Here is a 20267-nt window from a genome sequence, read left to right as displayed (position 1 = left end):
ATTCGACACGGGTGCCAGACTGGACGGCTGTGGGACATGTGGACGTTGCTGGAGTGAGGTTCCAGCTGCCGGACGGACGAGTGCTGCTCGACGACGTCTCCTTCCGGGTGGGCGAGGGGGCGAAGGTCGCGCTGGTCGGCGCCAACGGCGCCGGGAAGACGACGCTGCTCAGGATCGTCACCGGTGAGCTGACCCCGACGGCCGGATCCGTCGCACGCTCCGGCGGCCTGGGGGTGATGCGGCAGATGGTCGGCAAGGGCTCCTCGACCGTCGGTGAGCTGCTGCTCTCGGTCGCGCCCGTGCGGGTGCGCGAGGCGACGGCGGCGGTGGAGGCGTGCGAGCTGGAGCTGATGTCGTCGGAGGACGAGCGGCTGCAGATGCGCTACGCGACCGCGCTGGCCGAGTACGCCGACGCCGGCGGCTACGACATCGAGGTCGTCTGGGACGTGTGCACCATGGCCGGGCTCGGCGTGCCCTACGACCGCGCTCGCTACCGCTCGCTGGACACGCTGTCCGGCGGCGAGCAGAAGCGCCTCGTCCTGGAGTATCTCCTCCGCGGCCCCGACCAGGTCCTCCTGCTCGACGAGCCCGACAACTTCCTCGACGTGCCTGGCAAGATCTGGCTCGAGGAGCGCATCCGGGAGTCCCCGAAGACGATCCTCTACGTCAGCCACGACCGTGAGCTGCTGGACAACACCGCGACCAGGGTGGTCACGGTCGAGCTCGGCGCGTCCGGGGCCGGCAACAGCACGTGGACGCACCCTGGTGGGTTCGCCTCCTACCACGAGGCCCGCAAAGACCGGTTCCTGCGATTCGAGGAGCAGCGCCGTCGCTGGGACGAGGAGCACGCCAAGATCAAGGCGCTGGTCCTGCGGCTGAAGGTCAAGTCTGAATACAACGACGGGATGTCCAGCCAGTACAAGGCGGCCCAGACCCGGCTCCGGAAGTTCGAGGAGGCCGGCCCGCCCGTCGAGCAGCCACGAGAGCAGGCGGTGCAGATGCGGCTGCGCGGCGGGCGCACCGGCAAGCGTGCGGTGGTCTGCGAGGCGCTCGAGCTCACCGGACTGATGAACCCGTTCGACCTGGAGGTCTGGTACGGCGAGCGGGTCGCCGTGCTGGGCTCCAACGGCTCGGGCAAGTCCCACTTTCTGCGGCTGCTCGCCCGCGGCGGCACCGACCCGGACGTGGAGCACCGCCCGGTCGAGGACACCCCCATCGACCCGGTTCGCCACCAGGGGACGGCCAAGCTCGGCGCCCGCGTACGGCCGGGCTGGTTCGTGCAGACCCATGCCCATCCGGAGCTGGTGGGGCGTACGTTGCTCGACATCCTGCACCGCGGTGAGGCAACGCCTGACGGGCGTGGACGCGCGGGCATGGGGCGCGAGGCTGCCTCGCGGGTGCTCGACCGCTACGAGCTCGCGCACGCGGCGGAGCAGAACTTCGACTCGCTCTCGGGAGGGCAGCAGGCGCGCTTCCAGATCCTCCTGCTCGAGCTCTCGGGCGCGACGTTGCTGCTGCTCGACGAGCCGACCGACAACCTCGACGTCCAGTCCGCCGAGGCCCTCGAGGCGGGGCTGGAGTCGTTCGAGGGCACCGTCATCGCGGTCACCCACGACCGCTGGTTCGCCCGTGGCTTCGACCGCTTCCTGGTCTATGGCGCCAACGGTGACGTCTACGAGTCCCCGGAACCGGTCTGGGACGAGACCAGAGTGGAGAGGTCGCGATGAGCGAGCTGGTGATCGAGCGCGTCGACCCGTTCGACGACGACGTCTTCGACGCGTGGTACGACGTGATGACCGCGTCGTGGCTCGACGTACGCGGCCCCGACGCGGATCTGTGGGCGCGTGAGGAGCAGCGCGTCGAGCTGCAGCAGCAGAGCGAGAAGACCGACCGACGCGCCTACGTCGGGCGCGTCGGGGGAGAGGTCGTCGCGGCTGCCTGGATGGCCATGCCGCTGCTCGACAACCTCCACCGCGCGACGCTCGTGGTGGCGGTGCTCCCGGCCCACCGGCGCCGGGGCCATGGCGCCGGGCTGCTCGACCATGTCGAGGCGGAGGCCCGCGCCCAGGGGCGTACGTCGTTGACGGGGGAGGTCTGGTGGCCCTGGTCGCTCGGCTCCGGTGGTAAGGGATCGCCGGGGCGGGACTTCGGGATCGCCCGGGGCTATGCGCCCGCCCTGGTGGAGGTACGCCGCCTGCTGCGGCTCCCGGTGCCGGACCACGTCCTCGACCGGTTGGCGGCGGAGGCCGCCGAGAAGCATGGCGACTACACGCTGCGGTCCTGGGTCGGCCGGGTGCCCGACGACATCGTCGAGAGCTGGGCGGTGCTCGACGCCAGCCTGGAGACCGAGGCGCCGACCGGCGACCTCGACGTCGAGGCGCCTGAGCCCGACGTGGCGAGGGTGCGCGAGACCGAGGAGCTGGTCGCGGCCCAGAAGCGCACCCTCTACCACTCGGTGGCGCTGGACGCCGGTGGCCGCGTGGTCGCCTACACGGTGATCGGCTACTCGAGCCTGGACGGCAACAGCTATCAGTGGGGCACCCTGGTCGAGGCGGCCCACCGGGGCCACCGGCTCGGGCTGGCGGTGAAGGTCGCCAACCTCCGGCTGCTCCAGGCCGAGCGGCCCGAGGTCCCGACCCTGACGACGTACAACGCCGAGGTCAACGCCCACATGATTCAGGTCAACGAGGCCATGGGCTTCGAGCCGGTCGAGTGGCTGTGCAGCATCCAGAAGCAGGTCTCCTGAGCCCGAGCCGGACCATGCTCGAGCGCCCCATCCCCGGCTCGGAAGGCGGGTATGAGGCGCTCGGATGTTGGCACCCCGCGGCGCTGAGTCCCTGCGGGGCCCAGCGCCCTTGCGGGGAGATCAGGAGGCGTCGGAGTCCAGGGTGACCTTCGCGGTCTGCTCCTCGCCGTTGCGTGACCAGCTGACGTCGACCTTGTCATCGGGGCGGTAGGAGCGGACGGTCGCCACGAGGGAGTCCGATCCGGTGATGACGTGGTCGTCGACCTTGGTGATGATGTCGCCCTTCTCCAGGCCGGCCTTCTCGGCGGTGCTGCCGTTGCCGACCTCCTGGACCTGCGCCCCGGTGACCGAGGTCTGGCCGCTCTGGGCCTGGGGAGCGTCGGAGACCGAGATGCCGAACTGCGCGTGGGTGGCCTGCTCGCCCTTCTCGAGCTGCTCGACGATCGGCTGGATCTCGTCGATCGGGATGGCGAACCCGATGCCGATCGAGCCCGCGTCCTCGCTGGTCGCGCCGCCGGAGCGGATCGAGGCGTTGATGCCGACGAGGTTGCCGTTGAGGTCGACGAGCGCGCCACCGGAGTTGCCGGGGTTGATCGCCGCGTCGGTCTGCACCGCGGGGTAGACGGTGGCCGCGCCGCTCTGGTCGACGCCGACGTTGACCGGGCGGTCGAGGGCGCTGACGATGCCGGTGGTCACCGTGGAGTCGAGCCCGAACGGGGAGCCGATCGCCACGACGCTCTGGCCGACGGTGAGGTTGGAGGACTTGCCGATCGTGATCGGCGTGAGGTCGGAGACGCCCTTCGCCTTGATCACGGCGGTGTCGGTGAGCGGGTCGGTCCCGAGGACCTCGGCGGAGGCCTTCGTACCGTCGTTGAAGTCGACGGTCACCGTGCCACCGTTGGCCGCCAGCTCGACCACGTGGTTGTTGGTCAGGATCGTGCCGTCGGAGGAGATGACGACCCCGGAGCCCGAGCCGGAGCCCTGCTGGGAGGTGACCTCGATCTTCACGACGGAGGGGAGCACCTTGGCCGAGACCTTCTCGATGCTGCCCTCGGGGGCCTTCGCGTCGACGACCTGCGAGGTGGCGGGGGTGTTCGCCCCGCCGCCGCTGCCGTCATCGTTGAGGGCGCCGTAGACGGCAGCGCCACCGACGCCGGCGGCACCACCGGCGACCAGGGCGCCGGCGAGGACCGCCGCGACGAGGCCGGTGCGGCCCGCGGCGCGCTTCTTGACGGGGGCGCCCGGGGCGCCGGGGGCGCCGGGCACGGCCGGCATGACGGAGGTCTGCGCCGGCGGGGGCGCGAACGGGCCGGCGGGAGGCTGAGTGGGGCCGGCGGGAGCCGGGGGAGTCCACTGCGGCGGAGTCCCACTCGGCTGCGGAGGAGGGAGTTCGGTCATGTCTTCGAGTGTGACCAGTGTCCCTGTGAACGGGCTGAGACGGGGCTATGCGGTCTCGAAGAGATGCCTCAGGACCCGGCGAGCAGGCCGACGACCGGGGCGAATGCCTCCATGAGCTCCTCGCCGACCACGACGTAGGAGACGCCCAGCCGTTCCCGGCGCTCGCGGATCTGGTCGGCCATCTCCTCGCGAGAGCCGCTGACGACGCCGATGGCGCCCTTCGCGGCCAGCGCTGCGGGGTCGAGCCGTCCGGCCAGATAGCGCGGAACGGTGTCGCCCACGGCCATCAGGTTCATGTTGAGCTCGGGCGTGCCGCCCTCGGGGCGGTCGGCGGAGCGTACGTGATCGACTGCCGTGCGCACCGTCGACTCCTCGGCGTCGAACGGGACCCCGAGAGCGGCGATGTCGGCGTGCTCGCCCGCAACCCGCAGCATCCGCGGACCGCCGCCGGCGATGAGGATCGGCACCTGCTGGGGTTCGGTCCCGTAGGGGAGCACCGAGGCCTCGGTGGCCCGGTGGTGGGGTCCGTCGACCGTGACGGTCTCGCCGGCCAGGAGCCGCTTGATGACGCCGATCGACTCGACGAGCCGGTCGATGCGTACGCCCGGGCGGTCGAAGCCCAGCCCCAGCATCGCGTTCTCCCGGGCCGAGTCGGGGCGACCGGCGCCGAGCCCCAGCTCGAAGCGCCCGCCCGAGAGCACCGAGAGCGTCGCCGACTCCTTGGCGACCTGGACGGGATGGCGGAAGTCGTTGGCCAGGACGTACGTCCCCACGTGCAGCCTCGTGGTCACCGCCGCGGCGGCGGCCAGGGCAGGGAAGACGGCATGGCCGAAGGACACGTTGTCCGGCATGACGAGCGTGTCGTAGCCCGCGCTCTCGACGCGGCGGGCGAGGTCGCTCCAGGCTGCCCCCGTGGGTGCCTGGGCCGCGACGACGCCGAAGCGGAAGGGTCTGGTCTCAGGTGTGGTGGTCATGCCCCCAGGCTGGCCCTGACGGGGCGTGCGTGGATCCGCTCACCGGCGACCGTGGCGTACGCAGATCCGCGCAGTCCCTACTCGGCCTCCATCCGCAGGGTCAGCTGCTTGAGCAGAGCCGCCAGCTCCGTACGACGCTCCGAGCTCAGCGTCTCCAGCAGCCTGGTCTCGGCCTCGCCGCGCAGGTCCATCGCCCGTCGCCAGATCTCGATGCCGGCCTTGGTCGCCTCGACGCTGATCTTGCGGCGGTCCTCCGCCGATGTCGTACGCCGCACCCACCCGGACTTCTCCATGCTGTCGAGCCGGCCCGTCATCCCGGCCGGACTGATGTCGAGATCCTTCGCGAGGGCGGTCGGCGAGGCGTGACCGGGGGTGTCGCGGATCATCAGCATGTGAAGCGTCTTGTACTCGAAGTCGGCCAGCCCGACCTCGCTCACCGCCGTCGCGCGAGCATCGTTGAAGAACTTCGCGATGAAGCCGATCCGCACCGTGATCGCCTCGATCTCGTCGTCGAAGTCGATGTCGATCCAGTGGTCGCGCCACCTCGCCACGTGACGGTCGGCCCAGTCCTCCGTGGCGTCCGCGCTTCGTGCGGGCACTCCCTCGGTCGTCTCGGCGGGAGGTCGCATCTCGGGCATGCTCCGACCCTACCGTTCGGTCGGGCCGATAATTCGTTGGCGAATAGTTCGCTGGCGAAGTAACTTTCCCGCATGACCGCAATTACCACCGACCCGCCGACCGGGCGGCGTTCGCCGCTGAGGCACCGCAACTTCCGTCGGCTCGTGACCGGGACGGCCGCCTCGTCGCTGGGCAATGCGATCACGCCGGTCGCGCTGGCGTTCGCGGTGCTCGACCTGGGTGGCTCGGCGGTCCAGCTCGGCCTGGTCGAGGCCGTGTTCGCAGCCTGCCAGGTCGTGACCACGCTGGCCGGGGGAGTGCTCGGCGACCGGGTCTCGCGCAAGGTGATGATGGAGGGCACAGCCGCGATCAGCGCCGTCGTGATCGGGTCGCTGGCGGCGACGATCATCCTCGGGGTTGCGACGATCCCCTCGATCGCGGTGATGGGTGGTCTCGCGGGCATCGTCGCCGCGCTCAACCAGCCCTCGGCGATGGCGATGACCAAGGTGGTCGTGCCCGAGGAGGAGCTGGGTGCCGCCGTCTCGCTCCGGTCGCTGCTCCAGACCACCGCGTCGACCATCGGCTACGCGCTCGGCGGTGTGCTCGTGGCCGCGGTCGGCCCCGGCTGGGCGATCACGGTCGACGCGCTCACCTTCGCCGTCGCCGCCGTCGCCTACGCAGGCATGCGGGTGCCCCATGAGCGCCCGCCCCACAAGGCCTCGATGCTCGGCGACCTCGCCGAGGGCTTCCGCGAGGTGATGCGGCACTCGTGGCTGTGGTTCCTCATCCTGCAGGCGCTGCTCTACCACCTGTTCTGGTCGGGGGCGCACAGCGTGCTCGGGCCGATCGTGGTCGGCGAGGGGATCGGCCGGGCGTCGTGGGGCTTCGCGCTCTCCGCCCTGATGGCCGGGTTCTTCGTCGGCGGCCTGTTCTGCCTGAAGTTCCGCCCACGCCGGCTGCTCTCCGTGGGAGTGCTCTTCCTGGCGATGACCGGCCTCTTCCCGATCTCGATGGCCATCTCGGACACGCTCTGGCCGATCCTCATCGGCGCGTTCCTGCACGGCTTCGGGCTGCAGGTCTTCGACATCTTCTGGCAGATCGCGATCCAGCAGGAGATCCCCGAGGAGAAGCTCTCCCGGGTCTACTCCTTCGACATCGTCGGCTCGTTCGTCGCCCGCCCCGTGGGGCTCGCGCTCGTCGGTCCGGTCGCCGTCGCGGTGGGTTTCGACGCCTGGCTGTTCGTGGTCGCCGCGGTGATCTCCGGCAGCGCCCTGCTGTCGATCTCCTTCGCGGGCGTACGCCGTCTGGAGCGCGCCCCCGAGCGGGCCCTCTAGAGCGGAAGGCCGAGCGCGAGCAGGTCGGTGCGGAGGTGCTCGGCTCCGGTGAACTGGATCGCGTGCATACCCAGCGCCGCGGCCGCGGCCACGTTGGCGACGCTGTCGTCGATGAACGCCAGCCGGTCCAACGGCATCCCGGCGCGCTCGGCGACCAGCTGGTAGATCGCCGGATCGGGCTTGGCCAGGCGCACCTCACCGGAGACGACGACGTCACCGAGCAGCTCGATCACGTCGTACGTCGCCGGAGCATGCGGATAGAGCTCGGCCGACCAGTTGGTCAGTCCGAGCTGCGCGACCCCGGCGTCGGCGAGCTCGCGGACCAGCTCGTGAGTGCCGGGGACCGGGCCGAGCAGCGCGAGCGGGAAGTTGTCGACGTACGCCGCCCCGGCGCTGAGCCACTGGGGTGCGTCGCCCTCGAGCGCGGTGAGTGCCTGAGCCCAGGTGCGGCCGGCGTCCTGGGCGTAGTTCCACGCGTGGAAGTCGTAGGACCCCAGGAACGCGCGGGCGTCGGCGTCACCGACCCCCGCCGCGATCGCCGGGAGCGGGTCCCAGCGGATCAATACGTTCCCGAAGTCCCAGATGACACCGTCCACGTCAGCCATGTCTCTCCTATGCGCTGCTCGTCTCGAGTCGGCGCAAATCCGTCCTCGCTTCGCTCCGGGAGGTTTGCGCCGACTCGAGCCTGGCTAAGCGCTCACTTCCAGCGCACGTCGCGCGGGACGAAGGTGAGTCCGCGCTCGCCGGTGTAGATCTGCTTCGGACGGGCGATCTTCTGCTCCTTGTCCTGGACGAGCTCCAGCCACTGGGAGAGCCAGCCCGGCGTACGCCCGATGGCGAACAGCACGGTGAACATCTCCGGCGGGAACTCCAGGGCCTCGTAGATCAGGCCGGAGTAGAAGTCGACGTTCGGGTAGAGCTTGCGCTTGACGAAGTACTCGTCCTCGAGCGCGATCTTCTCCAGCTCCATCGCGATGTTGAGCAGCGGGTTGGTGCCCGTGACCTCGAAGACGTTGAGCGCCTGCTGCTTGATGATCGTCGCGCGCGGGTCGTAGTTCTTGTAGACCCGGTGACCGAAGCCCATCAGCCGCTCGTTGCCGGCCTTGACGCCCTCGATGAAGGCGGGGATGTTCTCCACCTTGCCGATGCGGCGCAGCATCCGGAGCACGGCCTCGTTGGCGCCGCCGTGGAGCGGGCCGAAGAGGGCGCCGACGCCGGCAGCCACCGAGGAGTAGGGGTCGACCTGGGTCGAGCCCACGCTGCGGACGGCGTTGGCCGAGGCGTTCTGCTCGTGGTCGGCGTGCAGGATGAAGAGGGTGTCGAGCGCCTTGACGATGCGCTCGTCCGGTGCGTACTTCGACTCGCTCATCTTGAAGAGCATCGAGAGGAAGTTGCCGGTGTAGGACAGGTCGTTGTCCGGGTAGACGTACGGCTTGCCCTGCGCGTGCCGGAACGCCCATGCGCCCAGCGTCGGCATCTTGGCGATCAGCCGGATGATCTGCAGGCGACGGTTGTCGGGGTCGGAGATGTTCGCGGCGTCCGGGTAGAACGTCGACATCGCGCCGACCGACGCCATGAGCATGCCCATCGGGTGGGCGTCATAGCGGAAGCCCTGCATGAACTCCTTGATGTTCTCGTGCACGAACGTGTGGAAGGTGATCTCGTGCACCCACGCGTCGTACTCCTCCTTGGTCGGCAGCGCGCCGTGGACCAGGAGATAGGAGACCTCCAGGAAACTCGACTTCTCGGCGAGCTGCTCGATGGGATAGCCGCGATATTCGAGCACGCCCTTGTCACCGTCGATATAGGTGACGGAAGATCGGCAGGAAGCGGTGTTGACGAAGCCGGGGTCATAGACGGCCAGGCCAGGACCTTCTTCTTGGGTGGCCGGGTCAGCGGCCTTGATCTTCCCCAGGTCGGCGGCGCGGATGGTGCCGTCGGTGATCGGGATGTCGTACTCCACCCCGGTGCGGTTGTCACGCACTGTTAGAGATTCGGTCACGATCAGCAACGGTAACCCTCTTGAAATCCCCGACGTAACTCGGCGTCCCACCCATTGGCCGATTTCGACTCAGAGTCGGAACCTGTCCCGCGCCGGTTTCGTGTCGCCGGATGGCTCGTCGTCGCCGAACCGGGTCAGCGCATCGCGCAGCCGATGAAGGTCGAGAGCGGTCTGCACCGACCGCTCGTTGAGGGTGTCGTCCTCTCCTCGGAGCGCACGCAGCGCATCCTGGACCTCGGTCTCGCTCGGCTCCCCGGTCATGGGGACATAATCTAGGTGCCAGGACCAAGACCCGCCTAGTGCGGATCCTCCACGGCCTGCTGGTCGGTGCCGTGGGCCACACGCCACAGCAGCAGCGTGACCGCCGCGCGCTGACGTCCCCGCCCCTTGATGGGCGCGTAGCCGAGCTGACCACTGAGCCACGTCAGCCGCTCCTGCAGCGTCGAGTGGTGCACATGGAGCATCGCGGCTGACTGCCGCAGGCTCAGCTGGTCCAGCACCGCGTGGAGCGTGTCCACGACCCACGGATGACCCTCGAGCAGCTCGTCGAGACGTCGTACGTCAGCCACCCCCGCCGCCTCGTCGGCGCTGATCCGCTCGGCGATCACGGCGAGTGCCCCGAGGTCGTCGTAGCGGACGACCGCGGGCGCGAGAACGCCGACGTCGGCAGCCAGCCGGAGGGCCGTCCGCGCCTGCTCCAGCGCGGTCGGCAGGTGGATCGGGTCGGGGGCGACGGCGGCTCCGGCGCGAACGCCCTCCGGGATGGTGGGCCTGCCGGGAAGCAGCTCGACCACCAGGGCACCGACCGTGCTGATCAGCGAAGCCCGCAGGTTGGCCGAGGTGCTCAGCACGACCGTGACCGGGCCGGTCAGGCCGAGCCGTGCGACCGCGTCGCGCCTGTCGGTCTCGGTCGCGTCGGGGTCGCACGCGATCCGGACCAGCCCGCTGGTCGAGGGGTCGGAGGAACCCGTGCTGAGCGCCTGCAGGGCGCGGGCGGCGCGCTCGAGGATGAGCGCGTCGAGCGGGCCGTCCTCCCCGGCGCGCTCGAGCCAGAGCCAGGAGCCGGGCTGGCCGGGGATCGGCTCGTGGTGCCGGCCGCCCTCGGTCTCGCCGGTCAGCGCCCGCCCATCGGCCCCGAACCGCTTGACCACGCCGCGCGCGGCGTCGTGGAGGCCTGCGGGTGAGCCCGCCAGCGCCGCCGCGGCGCGCACGACCGCGGCCGTCGAGGACCTCTCGTCCACGAGACGGTCGAAGTGGTCGATGACGCGCAGCGCACTGGCCGTGTCGTCATCGACCACCTCGAGCTTGCCGATCAGATCTCGCACCTGAAACCTCCCCCGCCACTATCGCCCACCGGCGGCGAGCGGGCCAGCGGATCAGGCCTCGAGCGCTCTGCGGATGAACTCCTCGCGCGTCGCGACCGAGGCGCGGGAGAGCGCCGTGTGCGCCGCCATCAGGTCGAAGCCGTGGAACCCGCCGCCCCACATGTGGAGGTCGACGCTGACACCGGCCTCGGACAGCCGGCGCGCGTAGGTCAGCGTCTCGTCGCGGAAGGACTCCGCCGAGCCGGTGTCGATGTAGGTGCGCGGGAGGCCGGTGAGGTCCTCGGCGCGCGCCGGGGCGGCGTACGGCGATACGTCCGGGCCCCCGCGGCGCTCGCCGAGCAGCGCCGTCCAGCCGAACAGGTTGGAGTTGCGATCCCAGACCCCCTCCTCGTCCAGCATGCGGCTGCTGTGGGTCTCGAGGCGGTCGTCGAGCATCGGGCAGATGAGGATCTGGTGGCTCAGCCGGGGGAAGGCCCGGTCCCGGGCGAGCAGGGCCGTGCCGGCGGCGAGACCACCGCCGGCGCTGGCTCCGGCGATCATGATGCGCTCGGGGTCGATGCCGAGCTCCGCGGCGTTCTTCGCCGTCCAGACGAGGCCGGCGTAGCAGTCCTCGACGGGAGCCGGGTCCGGGTGCTCGGGCGCGAGGCGGTACTCGACGGACACCACCACGGCGTTGCCCTCGGCCACCTGCGGCAGGAAGGTCTCCACGCCGAACCTGCGGTCGCCGACCACCATTCCGCCGCCATGGGTGTGGTAGACCGCCGGACGCGGGGCGCCCTCGGCGGTGGGCCTCAGGATCAGCAGGGTGATGTCCGGAGCGCCCTCGGGGCCGGGCACCTGACGCTCCTCGACCTGCACCGCACCGCCGACGGTCAGGTCGACCGGGTCCATGCCGGGGAAGCCCTCGGTGGTCTGCTGTCGCAGCGCGGCGAGCCTCTCCGCGGAGAACGTCGGGAGCGCCTCGCGCACCGCCTCGAGCACGGGCACGAGCTCGGGATCGAACGGCGGCCGGACGGGGGTGTCCGGGAAGATCTCGCTGGTGGTGGTCTCGGTCATGGCCACTCCTTCGTCGATGGGGTGTTCACAGCCTCCACCGTGACCCTCGTCCACGGAACCCGGCCTGTGGCGGGAATCACATCGACTGCTCCCGCCATCTGGCGGGCCGGGGCGGGAGATAAACCGATGTGCGGTGGAGGGGTAGGCCGGGGGAGAATAGGTGACCTCATGTCCGAGTCCGACCAGCCCGCCGCCACCTCCGTCGCGATCACCTACCCTGCCGAGCTCCCGGTCACCCAGCGCCGCGAGGACATCGCCGCGGCCATCCGTGACCACCAGGTCGTGATCATCGCCGGTGAGACCGGGTCGGGGAAGACGACGCAGCTGCCCAAGATCTGCCTCGAGCTCGGGCGCGGCTCCGCCGGGCTGATCGGGCACACCCAGCCACGCCGGATCGCGGCACGGTCGGTGGCTGAGCGGATCGCCTCCGAGCTCGGCACCGAGCTGGGCGACCTGGTCGGCTATCAGGTGCGGTTCATGGACAAGTCGTCCAAGGCGTCGCGGATCAAGCTGATGACCGACGGCATCCTGCTCGCCGAGCTGCAGCGCGACCGCGACCTGCGTCGCTACGACACGATCATCATCGACGAGGCCCACGAGCGGTCGCTCAACATCGACTTCCTGCTGGGCTACCTGCGCCGGCTGCTGCCGCGGCGCCCCGACCTGAAGCTGATCATCACCTCCGCGACGATCGACCCGGAGCGGTTCGCAGCCCACTTCTCCGACGTGAGGACAGGTGAGCCGGCGCCGATCATCGAGGTCTCCGGGCGTACGTATCCGGTCGAGGTCCGCTACCGGCCGCTGATGGAGCTCTCCGAGGAGGACGAAGAGGGCGAGGTCGTCGTCCGCGACCAGACCGAGGCCATCGTCGACGCGGTCAAGGAGCTCTCGGCCGAGGGACCGGGGGACGTGCTCGTCTTCCTGCCGGGTGAGCGGGAGATCCGGGATGCGGCCGACGCTCTGGCCGATGCGCTGGGGCTGAACAAGGGACGCTCCGGGACCGGTCTCGTCGAGATCGTCCCGCTCTTCTCGCGGCTCTCGGCCGCCGACCAGCACCGGGTCTTCTCGCCCCACACCGGCCGCCGGATCGTGCTCGCGACCAACGTCGCCGAGACGTCGCTGACGGTCCCGGGGATCAAGTACGTCGTCGACACCGGCGTCGCCCGCATCTCGCGCTACTCCGCACGCACCAAGGTGCAGCGGCTGCCGATCGAGCCGATCTCGCAGGCCTCGGCGAACCAGCGGTCGGGACGTACCGGGCGGGTCGAGGCGGGCATCGCGATCCGGCTCTACTCCGAGGAGGACTATCTCGGTCGCCCTGAGTTCACCGACCCGGAGATCCTGCGCACCAACCTGGCCTCGGTCATCCTGCAGATGGCCTCGCTCGGGCTGGGTGACATCGCCCGGTTCCCGTTCGTGGAGGCGCCGGACCGGCGCAACATCACCGCCGGCGTACAGCTTCTCGAGGAGCTCGGCGCGATGCGGGGGCAGCGGCTGACCAAGCTGGGCCGCCGGCTGGCCAGGCTGCCGATCGACCCGCGGCTGGCCCGGATGGTGCTCGAGGCCGAGCGGCTCGGCTGCGTACGCGACGTCATCGTCGTCGCTGCCGCGCTCTCGCTCCAGGACCCGCGTGAGCGGCCGGGGCAGGACCATCCCAAGGAGCAGGCGCAGGCCGACCAGTTGCACGCGCGGTTCAAGGACGAGACCTCCGACTTCCTCACCTGGCTCAACCTGTGGCGCTACCTGAAGGAGCAGCAGCACGAGCTCTCCTCCAGCGCGTTCCGGCGGCTGTGCAAGCGGGAGTTCCTCCACTACGTACGCGTCCGGGAGTGGCAGGACCTGGAGTCGCAGCTGCGGCAGGTGTGCCGGGAGATGAAGATCGACCTCGGCAAGGGACATCGCGACGTGGTGGAGGCCGGGGAGACCGGACTGAATTCTGAGGGGGCGGCCTACGACGCCGACGGGATCCACCAGGCGCTGCTCTCCGGGCTGCTCTCGCACATCGGCGCGCTCGAGGAGCGCGATTCCAAGGCCGACGCGGCGCGGGCACGGGATAAGCGGCGCCCCGGGCCGCGGGAGTATCTCGGTGCCCGTGGGGCGAAGTTCGCGATCTTCCCCGGCTCGGCGCTGCACCGGAAGAATCCCCAGTTCGTGATGTCCGCCGAGCTCGTCGAGACCTCGCGGCTCTGGGCTCGGCAGAACGCCTCGATCAAGCCCGAATGGGCCGAGAGCCTCGGCCGTGACCTGGTCAAACGCACCTACTCCGAGCCGCACTGGTCCCAGAAGCGCGCCTCGGTGATGGCCCGGGAGAAGGTGACCCTCTACGGCGTGCCGCTGGTCGCCGACCGTCCCGTCGCCTTCGGCAAGATCGACCCCGAGCTCTCCCGTGAGCTCTTCATCCGGCATGCGCTGGTCTACGGCGAGTGGCGTACGAACCACCGCTTCCTCCGCGACAACGCGAAGCTCGTCGAGGAGGCCGAGGAGCTCGAGCACCGCGCCCGGCGCCGCGACATCGTGGTCGACGAGCACGCGCTCTTCGACTTCTACGACCGCCGGCTGCCGGCCTCCATCGTCTCCGGCGCTCACTTCGACCAGTGGTGGAAGCAGGCTCGGCGGGAGACGCCCGACCTGCTCACCTTCGAGCTGTCGATGCTCACCAACGACGCCGCGGGCGAGGTGACCGAGAGCGACTTCCCAGCCTCGTGGGACGCAGGCCCGCTGACGTTCGATCTGAGCTACCACTTCGAGCCCGGCGCGGCCGATGACGGGCTGACGATCGACGTACCCGTCGCCACGCTCAACCGGGTCGGCGCCGACGACTTCTCCTGGCTGGTGCCGGGGCTGCGCGAGGAGCTGGTGACCGCGCTGATCCGGTCGCTTCCCAAGCCGCTGCGGGTCAGCTTCGTGCCGGCTCCCGACAAGGCGCGCGCCTTCCTGAAGGAGACCCCGCCCGGGGAGGAGCCGCTGCTGACCGCGCTCGAGCGCTGGGCGCGCTCGACCGCGGGGGTGCACATCCCTCGCGAGGCCTGGGACTGGACCAAGGTGCCCGAGCACCTGCGCCCGACCTACCGGGTCGTCGGCGAGGACGGGCGCGAGACGGCTCGCGGCAAGGATCTGGACGCACTCAAGGCGCCGCTCGAGGGCGAGTTCGAGGCCGCGATCGCTGAGGTCGCCGCCTCGGCCGGCCACACCCGCACCGGTGAGACCTCGTGGGTCTTCGGGACGATCGAGGCCACGGTCACCGAGAAGCGCGCGGGCCACGAGGTCACGGTCTTCCCCTGCCTGTCCGACGAGGGCACGACCGTCGGTCTCGTCGTCGCCGGCTCCGCGGAGGAGGCCGAGGCACGTCATCGTCTCGGCGTCGCCCGCCTGCTGCTCCTGGCGCTGCCCGACGTCACCAAGCAGGTCGTCGACGGGCTCTCCACGATGGAGAAGCTCGCCTTGGCCGGGTCGCCCTACCCGAGCGCCGCCGAGCTCGTCGAGGACTGCCGTGCCGCCGTCGTCCGCCAGCTGGTCGATGCCCGTCCGCTGCCGTGGACGCCCGAGACGTACGCCGCCGTGCTGGCGGCCGCGGGCACGCCGGCCGACCTGGCCGCGGCCGTCCGTGCGGTCCTCGCCGACGTGATGCGGGCACTCGAGGCGTACCGCGAGACCGACAAGGCGCTCTCCGGGCGAGCCGACATGTTCCAGCTCCCCGCCCTGACCGACATGAAGGACCAGCTCGCCCGGCTGGTGTATCGCGGGTTCGTCGCGGACGCGGGTGCGCAGTACATCAGGCGTTACCCGACCTATCTGAAGGCGATCGTCGAGCGCCGTCGCAAGCTCGACGGTGACCTGCGTGCCGACCGCGCGACCCACGACCGGATCGCGTCGCTGCAGGACGCCTACCTGCACCAGGTCGAGGCGCTGCCCGAGGGCCGGCCGCCCGGTCCGCGGCTGCGGCAGGTGCGGTGGATGCTCGAGGAGTACCGCGTCCAGCTCTGGGCACAACACCTCGGCACCGCCGAGAAGGTCTCCGACGCGCGGATCCGCAAGCTGCTGGGGTAGCGCGGGAACGGGTGTCACATGTCGGCGGCGGCCGCTACCCTCGATCCGATGGCCAGAGAGTTTCATTCGCCGATGCGTCCCGGGGACGGCTTCTTCGACTCCCTCCTCGGGGGCGACGACCCTGCGCTCGTGCAGGAGGCGGCCGACGCGGCGGCGACGGCGCTCGTACGTGGGGCGCGGGACAGCGACGACCCCGCTGTCGCCGAGCGGATCCTCCATCTGGCTGAGTCCGAGGGAATCGAGACGATCGCGGAGGTCTGGTCGAGCTCGCCGGCGGAGTCACTGGCCGGCTGCCTGTGGCGGCTCTACCTGCTGCGCAGCTGGGTCTACGCCGACCCGGTCGGTGCCGCGCGCGAGTTCGAGGCCGGGCGGGCGAAGGCCCAGGTCGCGCAGGTCGTGGCCGGTGTCGCCGAGCCGCCCGGACCGCAGGAGCTCAAGGCGATGGTCGACGAGGTGCTGCGCGGCATCGCCGGCAGCGACTTCGCCGTGGTGCTGCTCCGCGCCGCGGCGTTCTCCCGCGTCATCGCCGCCGGGCGCGCGGCCCTGGACCCGGATGCGGCGGCCAAGGACGTACGCAACATGCTGCAGCTCTCCGAACAGCTCGAGGCGGCGGGTCATGCGGAGCTCGAGCAGCGGTTGATCTGAATTGCGGTAGCCTCCTGTTCGCTTTGATGCGGCGAAGGTTGGGGGCACCGTTACAATGGTGACTGAACACGTCGGGCTGTGGCAGCCCCGGGTCCCAACTTCAGCCGCTACGAGCGGCCTTGCGCCGTGAGGCGCTCCCGGTCCGGCGTGTTCATCATCTTTTTCGGTGCACCTCGGCTGGGCGGCCATGACGCCAGCCACCGACCCAGGAGCCGAAGTGACCGACACCCAGCCCGCACCGCGCGAGGGCGCCATCTCCTACGAGCCCGAGCTCGGTGACGGCAATGCCGACCCCGGCGAGGTCGTGTGGGGCTGGGTGCCGTACGAGGACGACGCGACGCAGGGCAAGGACCGGCCCGTTCTCGTGATCGGCCAGCGAGCCGGCGTACTTCTGTGTCTGATGCTGACCAGCAAGGACCACGACCGCGACGAGGAGCAGGAGTCGCGGAACGGCCGGCACTGGATGGATGTCGGCGCCGGCGGCTGGGACCGTCAGGGCCGGCCCTCCGAGGTGCGCCTGGACCGGCTGATCCGGATAGACCCTGCCGACGTACGCCGTGAGGGCGATGTGCTGGCCAAAGAGATCTTCGATGATGTGATCAAGGCCGCACGCGATCACCTCGCCTGAGGCCGTCCCCGGGCCGGGTTCTCAGGAAGTGTCCAGGTACGTATCGTAAAGTGAATCGCTGGTAAACCGGGTCTGTGGTTCCATCACAGACCCGGTCCTGGTGTTGAGATGGAGGAAATGGTGCGGCGCACGCGGCTGGCAACGGCGCTTCTGGTGACGGTTCTCTCGGCGTCCCTCGCCGCCTGCGGTGGTGAGCCGGCCTCGACGCCGTCGCCGAGCACCGCGACGAAGGCGCCGACGAAGGTGAAGCTGGTCTTCGGGGTCTCCGGCCACAAGGCGCTGGTCGACACCTACAAGCAGCTGGCTGCCGAATACACCCAAGAGGTCCCCAACGTCACCGTCGAGGTGAAGTCCTGGCCGACCGACGATCAGCTCACCGCCGCGGTCAACAGCGGCGAGAAGGTCGACGTGGTGCTCACCCCACGTGCCGACGTCGCCACGTTCGCCGAGGACAAGCTGATCCAGCCCGTCGACACCCTGCTCGAGGCCCGCAACGTCGACTTCGGTGACAAGTACTCCCGCGAGGCGATGGAGGACTTCTCCGTCGAGCGCCGCCTGGAGTGCATGCCCTACTCGGTCTCGCCGCAGGTCGTCTACGTCAACACCGGGCTGATCGACTTCGACGCCATGAAGGAGGAGGGTCTGCCCACTCCCAGCGTCCGCGCCGATGGCTCCCTGCGCGGCTGGACCCTCGAGCAGTTCAGCTCGGCGCTGACCTACGCCACCGAGCACCACAAGGGCGTCCGGGGCACCTACGTCGAGCAGAACCTCTCCTCGCTGATGCCCTGGCTCGCCGGCGCCGGCGCGACCCTCTTCGACGACCCGCTGGCTCCGACGACCACTGCGCTGGAGGACTCGGCCGGAGCCTACGAGGACCTGGTCGAGGCGTTGACCCAGCCCAACGTGCTGGCCACCTCGAAGGACCTCAACGGTCGCACTCCGTTCCAGGCCTTCAAGCAGGGCCGTCTGGTGGCGCTGGTCGGTGACCGTTCGCTGGTCTCGGACCTTCGGGCGACCGACGCGATGGAGTGGGACGTGATGCCGATGCCGGGTGGCAACGGCACCACCGGCGACTACGCCGGGCTGTGCATGGGGGCGGAGACCGCCGACCCCGACGCCACCGCCGACTTCCTCACCTACCTCATCTCGACCGAGTCGGTCGTGAAGATGGTCCGCACCGGCCACTTCGTACCGGTCAACTCCGAGGTCGGCTACGCCCCGGTCTTCACCCAGCCCGAGCGCAACCCCAAGAACGCCCGCATCTTCACCGACACGGTCCGCGACATGCAGGTCCTCCCCGAGGCCACCCAGCTCGCCCAGCTCCAGAAGGTCGCCGCCGTCGCCGTCCGAGGCTCCTTCGCGGTCGCCGAGCTCGACCAGGTCGAGGACTACGCGGTCCAGATCGACGAGCTCTCCAAGACGGTCTTCCCGCAGCCCACGCCCCCGGCCTCCCCGTCCCCCTCCATCTCGCCCAGCTCCTAGCCGCCGAGGGTCAGTAACAGCCGGTCGAGCCGCGAGGCCGCCTAGCGGCTCCGACGGGAGACAGGGGGCGTCAGGACTCGAGATCGGCGTGCAGGACGGCGTCGGTGAGCAGCGGGGCGGTGAGGGCGATCTGCCAGCCGCGGGCGCCGAACCCGGAGAGCATCTCGATGATGCCGTCGAGCAGGGCGCCGGGGTCGCGGGTCTTCGGAGGCGTCCACATGGCACGGCGCAGGAAGTCGGGAGTGAGCAGGTTCTCGGCGGGGAGGTTCCGCGCCTCGGCGAGGGTGTTGACGGACTCACGTGCCAGCGTGAGACGCCGGGCGGCGACGGGATCCTTGTCGGCCCAGGCGCGAGGCGGGGGAGGACCCTCGGAGCGCGGCGACCGCACCGGGAGCTCGTCCTCGTCCATCGTGACCGCGCGGTTGAGCGCCTTCACCCAGGAGGTCGCGTAGCGCTCGGCGCCGCGGCCGTGGAAGCCCTTCAGCCCGAGCAGCGAGGCCTTGTCCTGCGGGAGGTCCTGCGCCGCGGCGACGATCGCGGCATCGGGGATGATCCGGCTCGGGGTGACGTCACGCTGCTGCGCGATCCGGTCGCGCTCGGTCCACAGCTCACGCACCGCGGCGAGACCGCGGCGGCCACGGACGCGGTGCATGCCGGAGGTGCGTCTCCAGGCATCCGTACGCACCGGGGCCTCGAACCCGCGCAGCCAGTCGAACTCCTGACGGGCCCAGGCGTCCTTACCCTGCGCGACGAGCTCGGCGGCCAACGCCTCACGCAGCTCGACGAGCACCTCGACGTCGAGCGCCGCGTACTCGAGCCAGGCGTCCGGCAGCGGCCGGGTCGACCAGTCGGCCGCGGAGTGCTCCTTGAGCATGGTGAAGCCCAGCACCGTCTCGACCAGGGTGCCGAGCCCGACGCGTGGATAGCCCAGCAGCCGCCCGGCGAGCTCGGTGTCGAACAGGGCGGCGGGGTGCAGGCCGAGGTCGCTGAGACAGGGCAGGTCCTGAGTGGCGGCGTGCAGGATCCACTCGGTGCCCTCGAGCGCGTCGACGAGCGGCTGCATCGTGGTCAGCTCGATCGGGTCGATCAGCCAGATCCCGGAGCCTTCGCGGCGAAGCTGGATCAGGTAGGCGCGGTTGGAGTAGCGGTAGCCGGAGGCACGCTCGGCGTCGATCCCGACCGGTCCGGTCCCAGCGGCGATGGCGGCCGCGGCCTTGACCAGGCCCTCGTCGGTGTCGGTCACGGGAGGCAGCCCGTCGCGCAGGGTCAGCAGCGGCGCCGGAGCAGCATCTTCTGGTGTGTCCGGCCCTGTCTCGGCCTCGGTCCTGTCTTCGATCACGCGCCTCGCTGCCCTCGCCGGCTCGGCATGACGGTGACACCCTCCGGCACCGGAGGAAGTCCCGCGGCCGTGCAGAGCAGCTCGCCCCACGCCTCGGTGTGCGGTCGCACGTCCAGGTCGCCCGACCCGGGCCCCACCGGCGTCCAGGAGGCGCGGATCTCGATCTGGGCGGTGCCTTCCTCATCGGCCATCCCACCGTAGGACTCGGTGGCCACGCGCGTCACGGTGCCCGCGGCGGCGACGTGCTCGGCACCGTGACCGGAGAGCGCGTCGAGGAGCCAGGACCAGCCGACCTCACCCAGCAGCGGGTCGCTGATGTGCTCGACGTCGATGTCGGCCCGTGCGTACGCCACCAGGCGGAACGTTCCGGGCAGTCCGTGCACCGTGCCCCAGGCGTCGTTGCCGTCGGGATCGTGCAGCAGGATCAGTCGTCCGGTCGCCACGTCGACGTCGCCGACGGTCACATCGGCCGACAGCGCCGCGGCGTACGGAGCGATCCGCTGGGGCGCCGGCATCTCCTCGGCCAGCACCTCGGGCCGGAAGGTCGCGGCGCGCATTCCTGCCGCGGCGGACCGGAACACGGCGGGACCGGTCTCCGGTCCCGCGGCGGGACGCGACTCTCCACGGACGACCATGTGAACAGGGTATGTCTTCTGCGCGATTCGCGATGTGC

17 protein-coding genes are annotated in these 20267 nt (G+C 70.4%); 7 read left to right on the top strand and 10 right to left on the bottom strand.

The features are described 5' to 3' along the window. Positions 1-29 precede the first annotated feature (29 nt). Together ABZ796_RS05985 and ABZ796_RS05980 are read left to right on the top strand one after the other, a co-directional pair. Positions 30-1727 carry an ATP-binding cassette domain-containing protein gene (locus tag ABZ796_RS05985; protein WP_357335404.1) on the top strand — a complete coding sequence of 566 codons (1698 nt, stop codon included), beginning with the start codon at positions 30-32 and terminating at the stop codon, positions 1725-1727. Next, on the top strand, positions 1724-2746 hold the full coding sequence (locus tag ABZ796_RS05980; RefSeq protein ID WP_357335403.1) for a GNAT family N-acetyltransferase: 1023 nt from the start codon (positions 1724-1726) through the stop codon (positions 2744-2746). The genes ABZ796_RS05985 and ABZ796_RS05980 overlap by 4 nt, the downstream gene beginning before the upstream one ends. 120 nt (positions 2747-2866) lie before the next feature. Here ABZ796_RS05980 and ABZ796_RS05975 read toward each other — a convergent pair whose 3' ends face one another. From ABZ796_RS05975 to ABZ796_RS05965, 3 genes are all read right to left on the bottom strand, one after another. Further along, positions 2867-4144, bottom strand: a complete 1278-nt coding sequence (locus ABZ796_RS05975; protein ID WP_357335402.1) for a trypsin-like peptidase domain-containing protein — start codon at positions 4142-4144, stop codon at positions 2867-2869. A 68-nt stretch (positions 4145-4212) separates the two neighbouring features. Next, positions 4213-5118, bottom strand: a complete 906-nt coding sequence (locus ABZ796_RS05970; RefSeq protein WP_357335401.1) for a TIGR03621 family F420-dependent LLM class oxidoreductase — start codon at positions 5116-5118, stop codon at positions 4213-4215. 77 nt (positions 5119-5195) lie between these two features. Next, positions 5196-5756, bottom strand: coding sequence for a MarR family transcriptional regulator (locus tag ABZ796_RS05965; RefSeq protein WP_357335399.1), 561 nt, complete (start codon positions 5754-5756; stop codon positions 5196-5198). 72 nt (positions 5757-5828) lie between these two features. On the opposite strand from ABZ796_RS05965, the gene ABZ796_RS05960 reads away from it, so the two are divergent. Next, positions 5829-7070: an MFS transporter gene (locus ABZ796_RS05960; protein WP_357335398.1), complete on the top strand. Its 1242-nt coding sequence runs from the start codon at positions 5829-5831 to the stop codon at positions 7068-7070. Here ABZ796_RS05960 and ABZ796_RS05955 read toward each other — a convergent pair. The 5 genes from ABZ796_RS05955 to ABZ796_RS05935 form a co-directional block, all read right to left on the bottom strand. Continuing rightward, positions 7067-7675 (bottom strand): HAD-IA family hydrolase, encoded by a 609-nt coding sequence (locus ABZ796_RS05955; protein WP_357335396.1) that lies wholly within the window; start codon positions 7673-7675, stop codon positions 7067-7069. The genes ABZ796_RS05960 and ABZ796_RS05955 overlap by 4 nt on opposite strands. Positions 7676-7767: 92 nt before the next feature. Continuing rightward, entirely contained in the window at positions 7768-9054 is a 1287-nt protein-coding gene (locus tag ABZ796_RS05950) for a citrate synthase (RefSeq protein WP_357335394.1), read from the bottom strand. A gap of 87 nt (positions 9055-9141) precedes the next feature. Beyond that, positions 9142-9333, bottom strand: coding sequence for a hypothetical protein (locus tag ABZ796_RS05945; protein WP_091052443.1), 192 nt, complete (start codon positions 9331-9333; stop codon positions 9142-9144). Between the two features lie 35 nt (positions 9334-9368). Next, on the bottom strand, positions 9369-10397 hold the full coding sequence (locus ABZ796_RS05940; RefSeq protein ID WP_357335392.1) for a hypothetical protein: 1029 nt from the start codon (positions 10395-10397) through the stop codon (positions 9369-9371). A 51-nt stretch (positions 10398-10448) separates the two neighbouring features. After that, positions 10449-11453: an alpha/beta hydrolase gene (locus tag ABZ796_RS05935; protein ID WP_357335390.1), complete on the bottom strand. Its 1005-nt coding sequence runs from the start codon at positions 11451-11453 to the stop codon at positions 10449-10451. Between the two features lie 168 nt (positions 11454-11621). Between ABZ796_RS05935 and hrpA the strand changes: the two genes are divergently transcribed. From hrpA to ABZ796_RS05915, 4 genes are all read left to right on the top strand, one after another. Further along, positions 11622-15500 carry an ATP-dependent RNA helicase HrpA gene (hrpA, locus tag ABZ796_RS05930; protein ID WP_357335388.1) on the top strand — a complete coding sequence of 1293 codons (3879 nt, stop codon included), beginning with the start codon at positions 11622-11624 and terminating at the stop codon, positions 15498-15500. A gap of 48 nt (positions 15501-15548) precedes the next feature. After that, complete coding sequence (locus ABZ796_RS05925; RefSeq protein ID WP_357335386.1) at positions 15549-16145, top strand: hypothetical protein; 597 nt, start codon at positions 15549-15551, stop codon at positions 16143-16145. A 217-nt stretch (positions 16146-16362) separates the two neighbouring features. After that, positions 16363-16773: a type II toxin-antitoxin system PemK/MazF family toxin gene (locus tag ABZ796_RS05920; protein WP_357335385.1), complete on the top strand. Its 411-nt coding sequence runs from the start codon at positions 16363-16365 to the stop codon at positions 16771-16773. A 153-nt stretch (positions 16774-16926) separates the two neighbouring features. After that, complete coding sequence (locus ABZ796_RS05915) at positions 16927-18255, top strand: extracellular solute-binding protein (protein ID WP_357335383.1); 1329 nt, start codon at positions 16927-16929, stop codon at positions 18253-18255. Positions 18256-18325: 70 nt separating this feature from the next. Here ABZ796_RS05915 and ABZ796_RS05910 read toward each other — a convergent pair whose 3' ends face one another. Continuing rightward, positions 18326-19594 (bottom strand): ribonuclease D, encoded by a 1269-nt coding sequence (locus ABZ796_RS05910; protein ID WP_357335381.1) that lies wholly within the window; start codon positions 19592-19594, stop codon positions 18326-18328. Beyond that, positions 19591-20229 (bottom strand): DUF3000 domain-containing protein, encoded by a 639-nt coding sequence (locus tag ABZ796_RS05905; protein ID WP_357335379.1) that lies wholly within the window; start codon positions 20227-20229, stop codon positions 19591-19593. The genes ABZ796_RS05910 and ABZ796_RS05905 overlap by 4 nt, the downstream gene beginning before the upstream one ends. Positions 20230-20267 lie beyond the last annotated feature (38 nt).

The organism is Nocardioides sp. NPDC047086 (genome assembly GCF_040643685.1).
GTDB lineage: Bacteria > Actinomycetota > Actinomycetes > Propionibacteriales > Nocardioidaceae > Nocardioides.
Note: the sequence above shows the minus strand (reverse complement) of the source record. Positions and strands in the feature narration are given on the sequence as shown.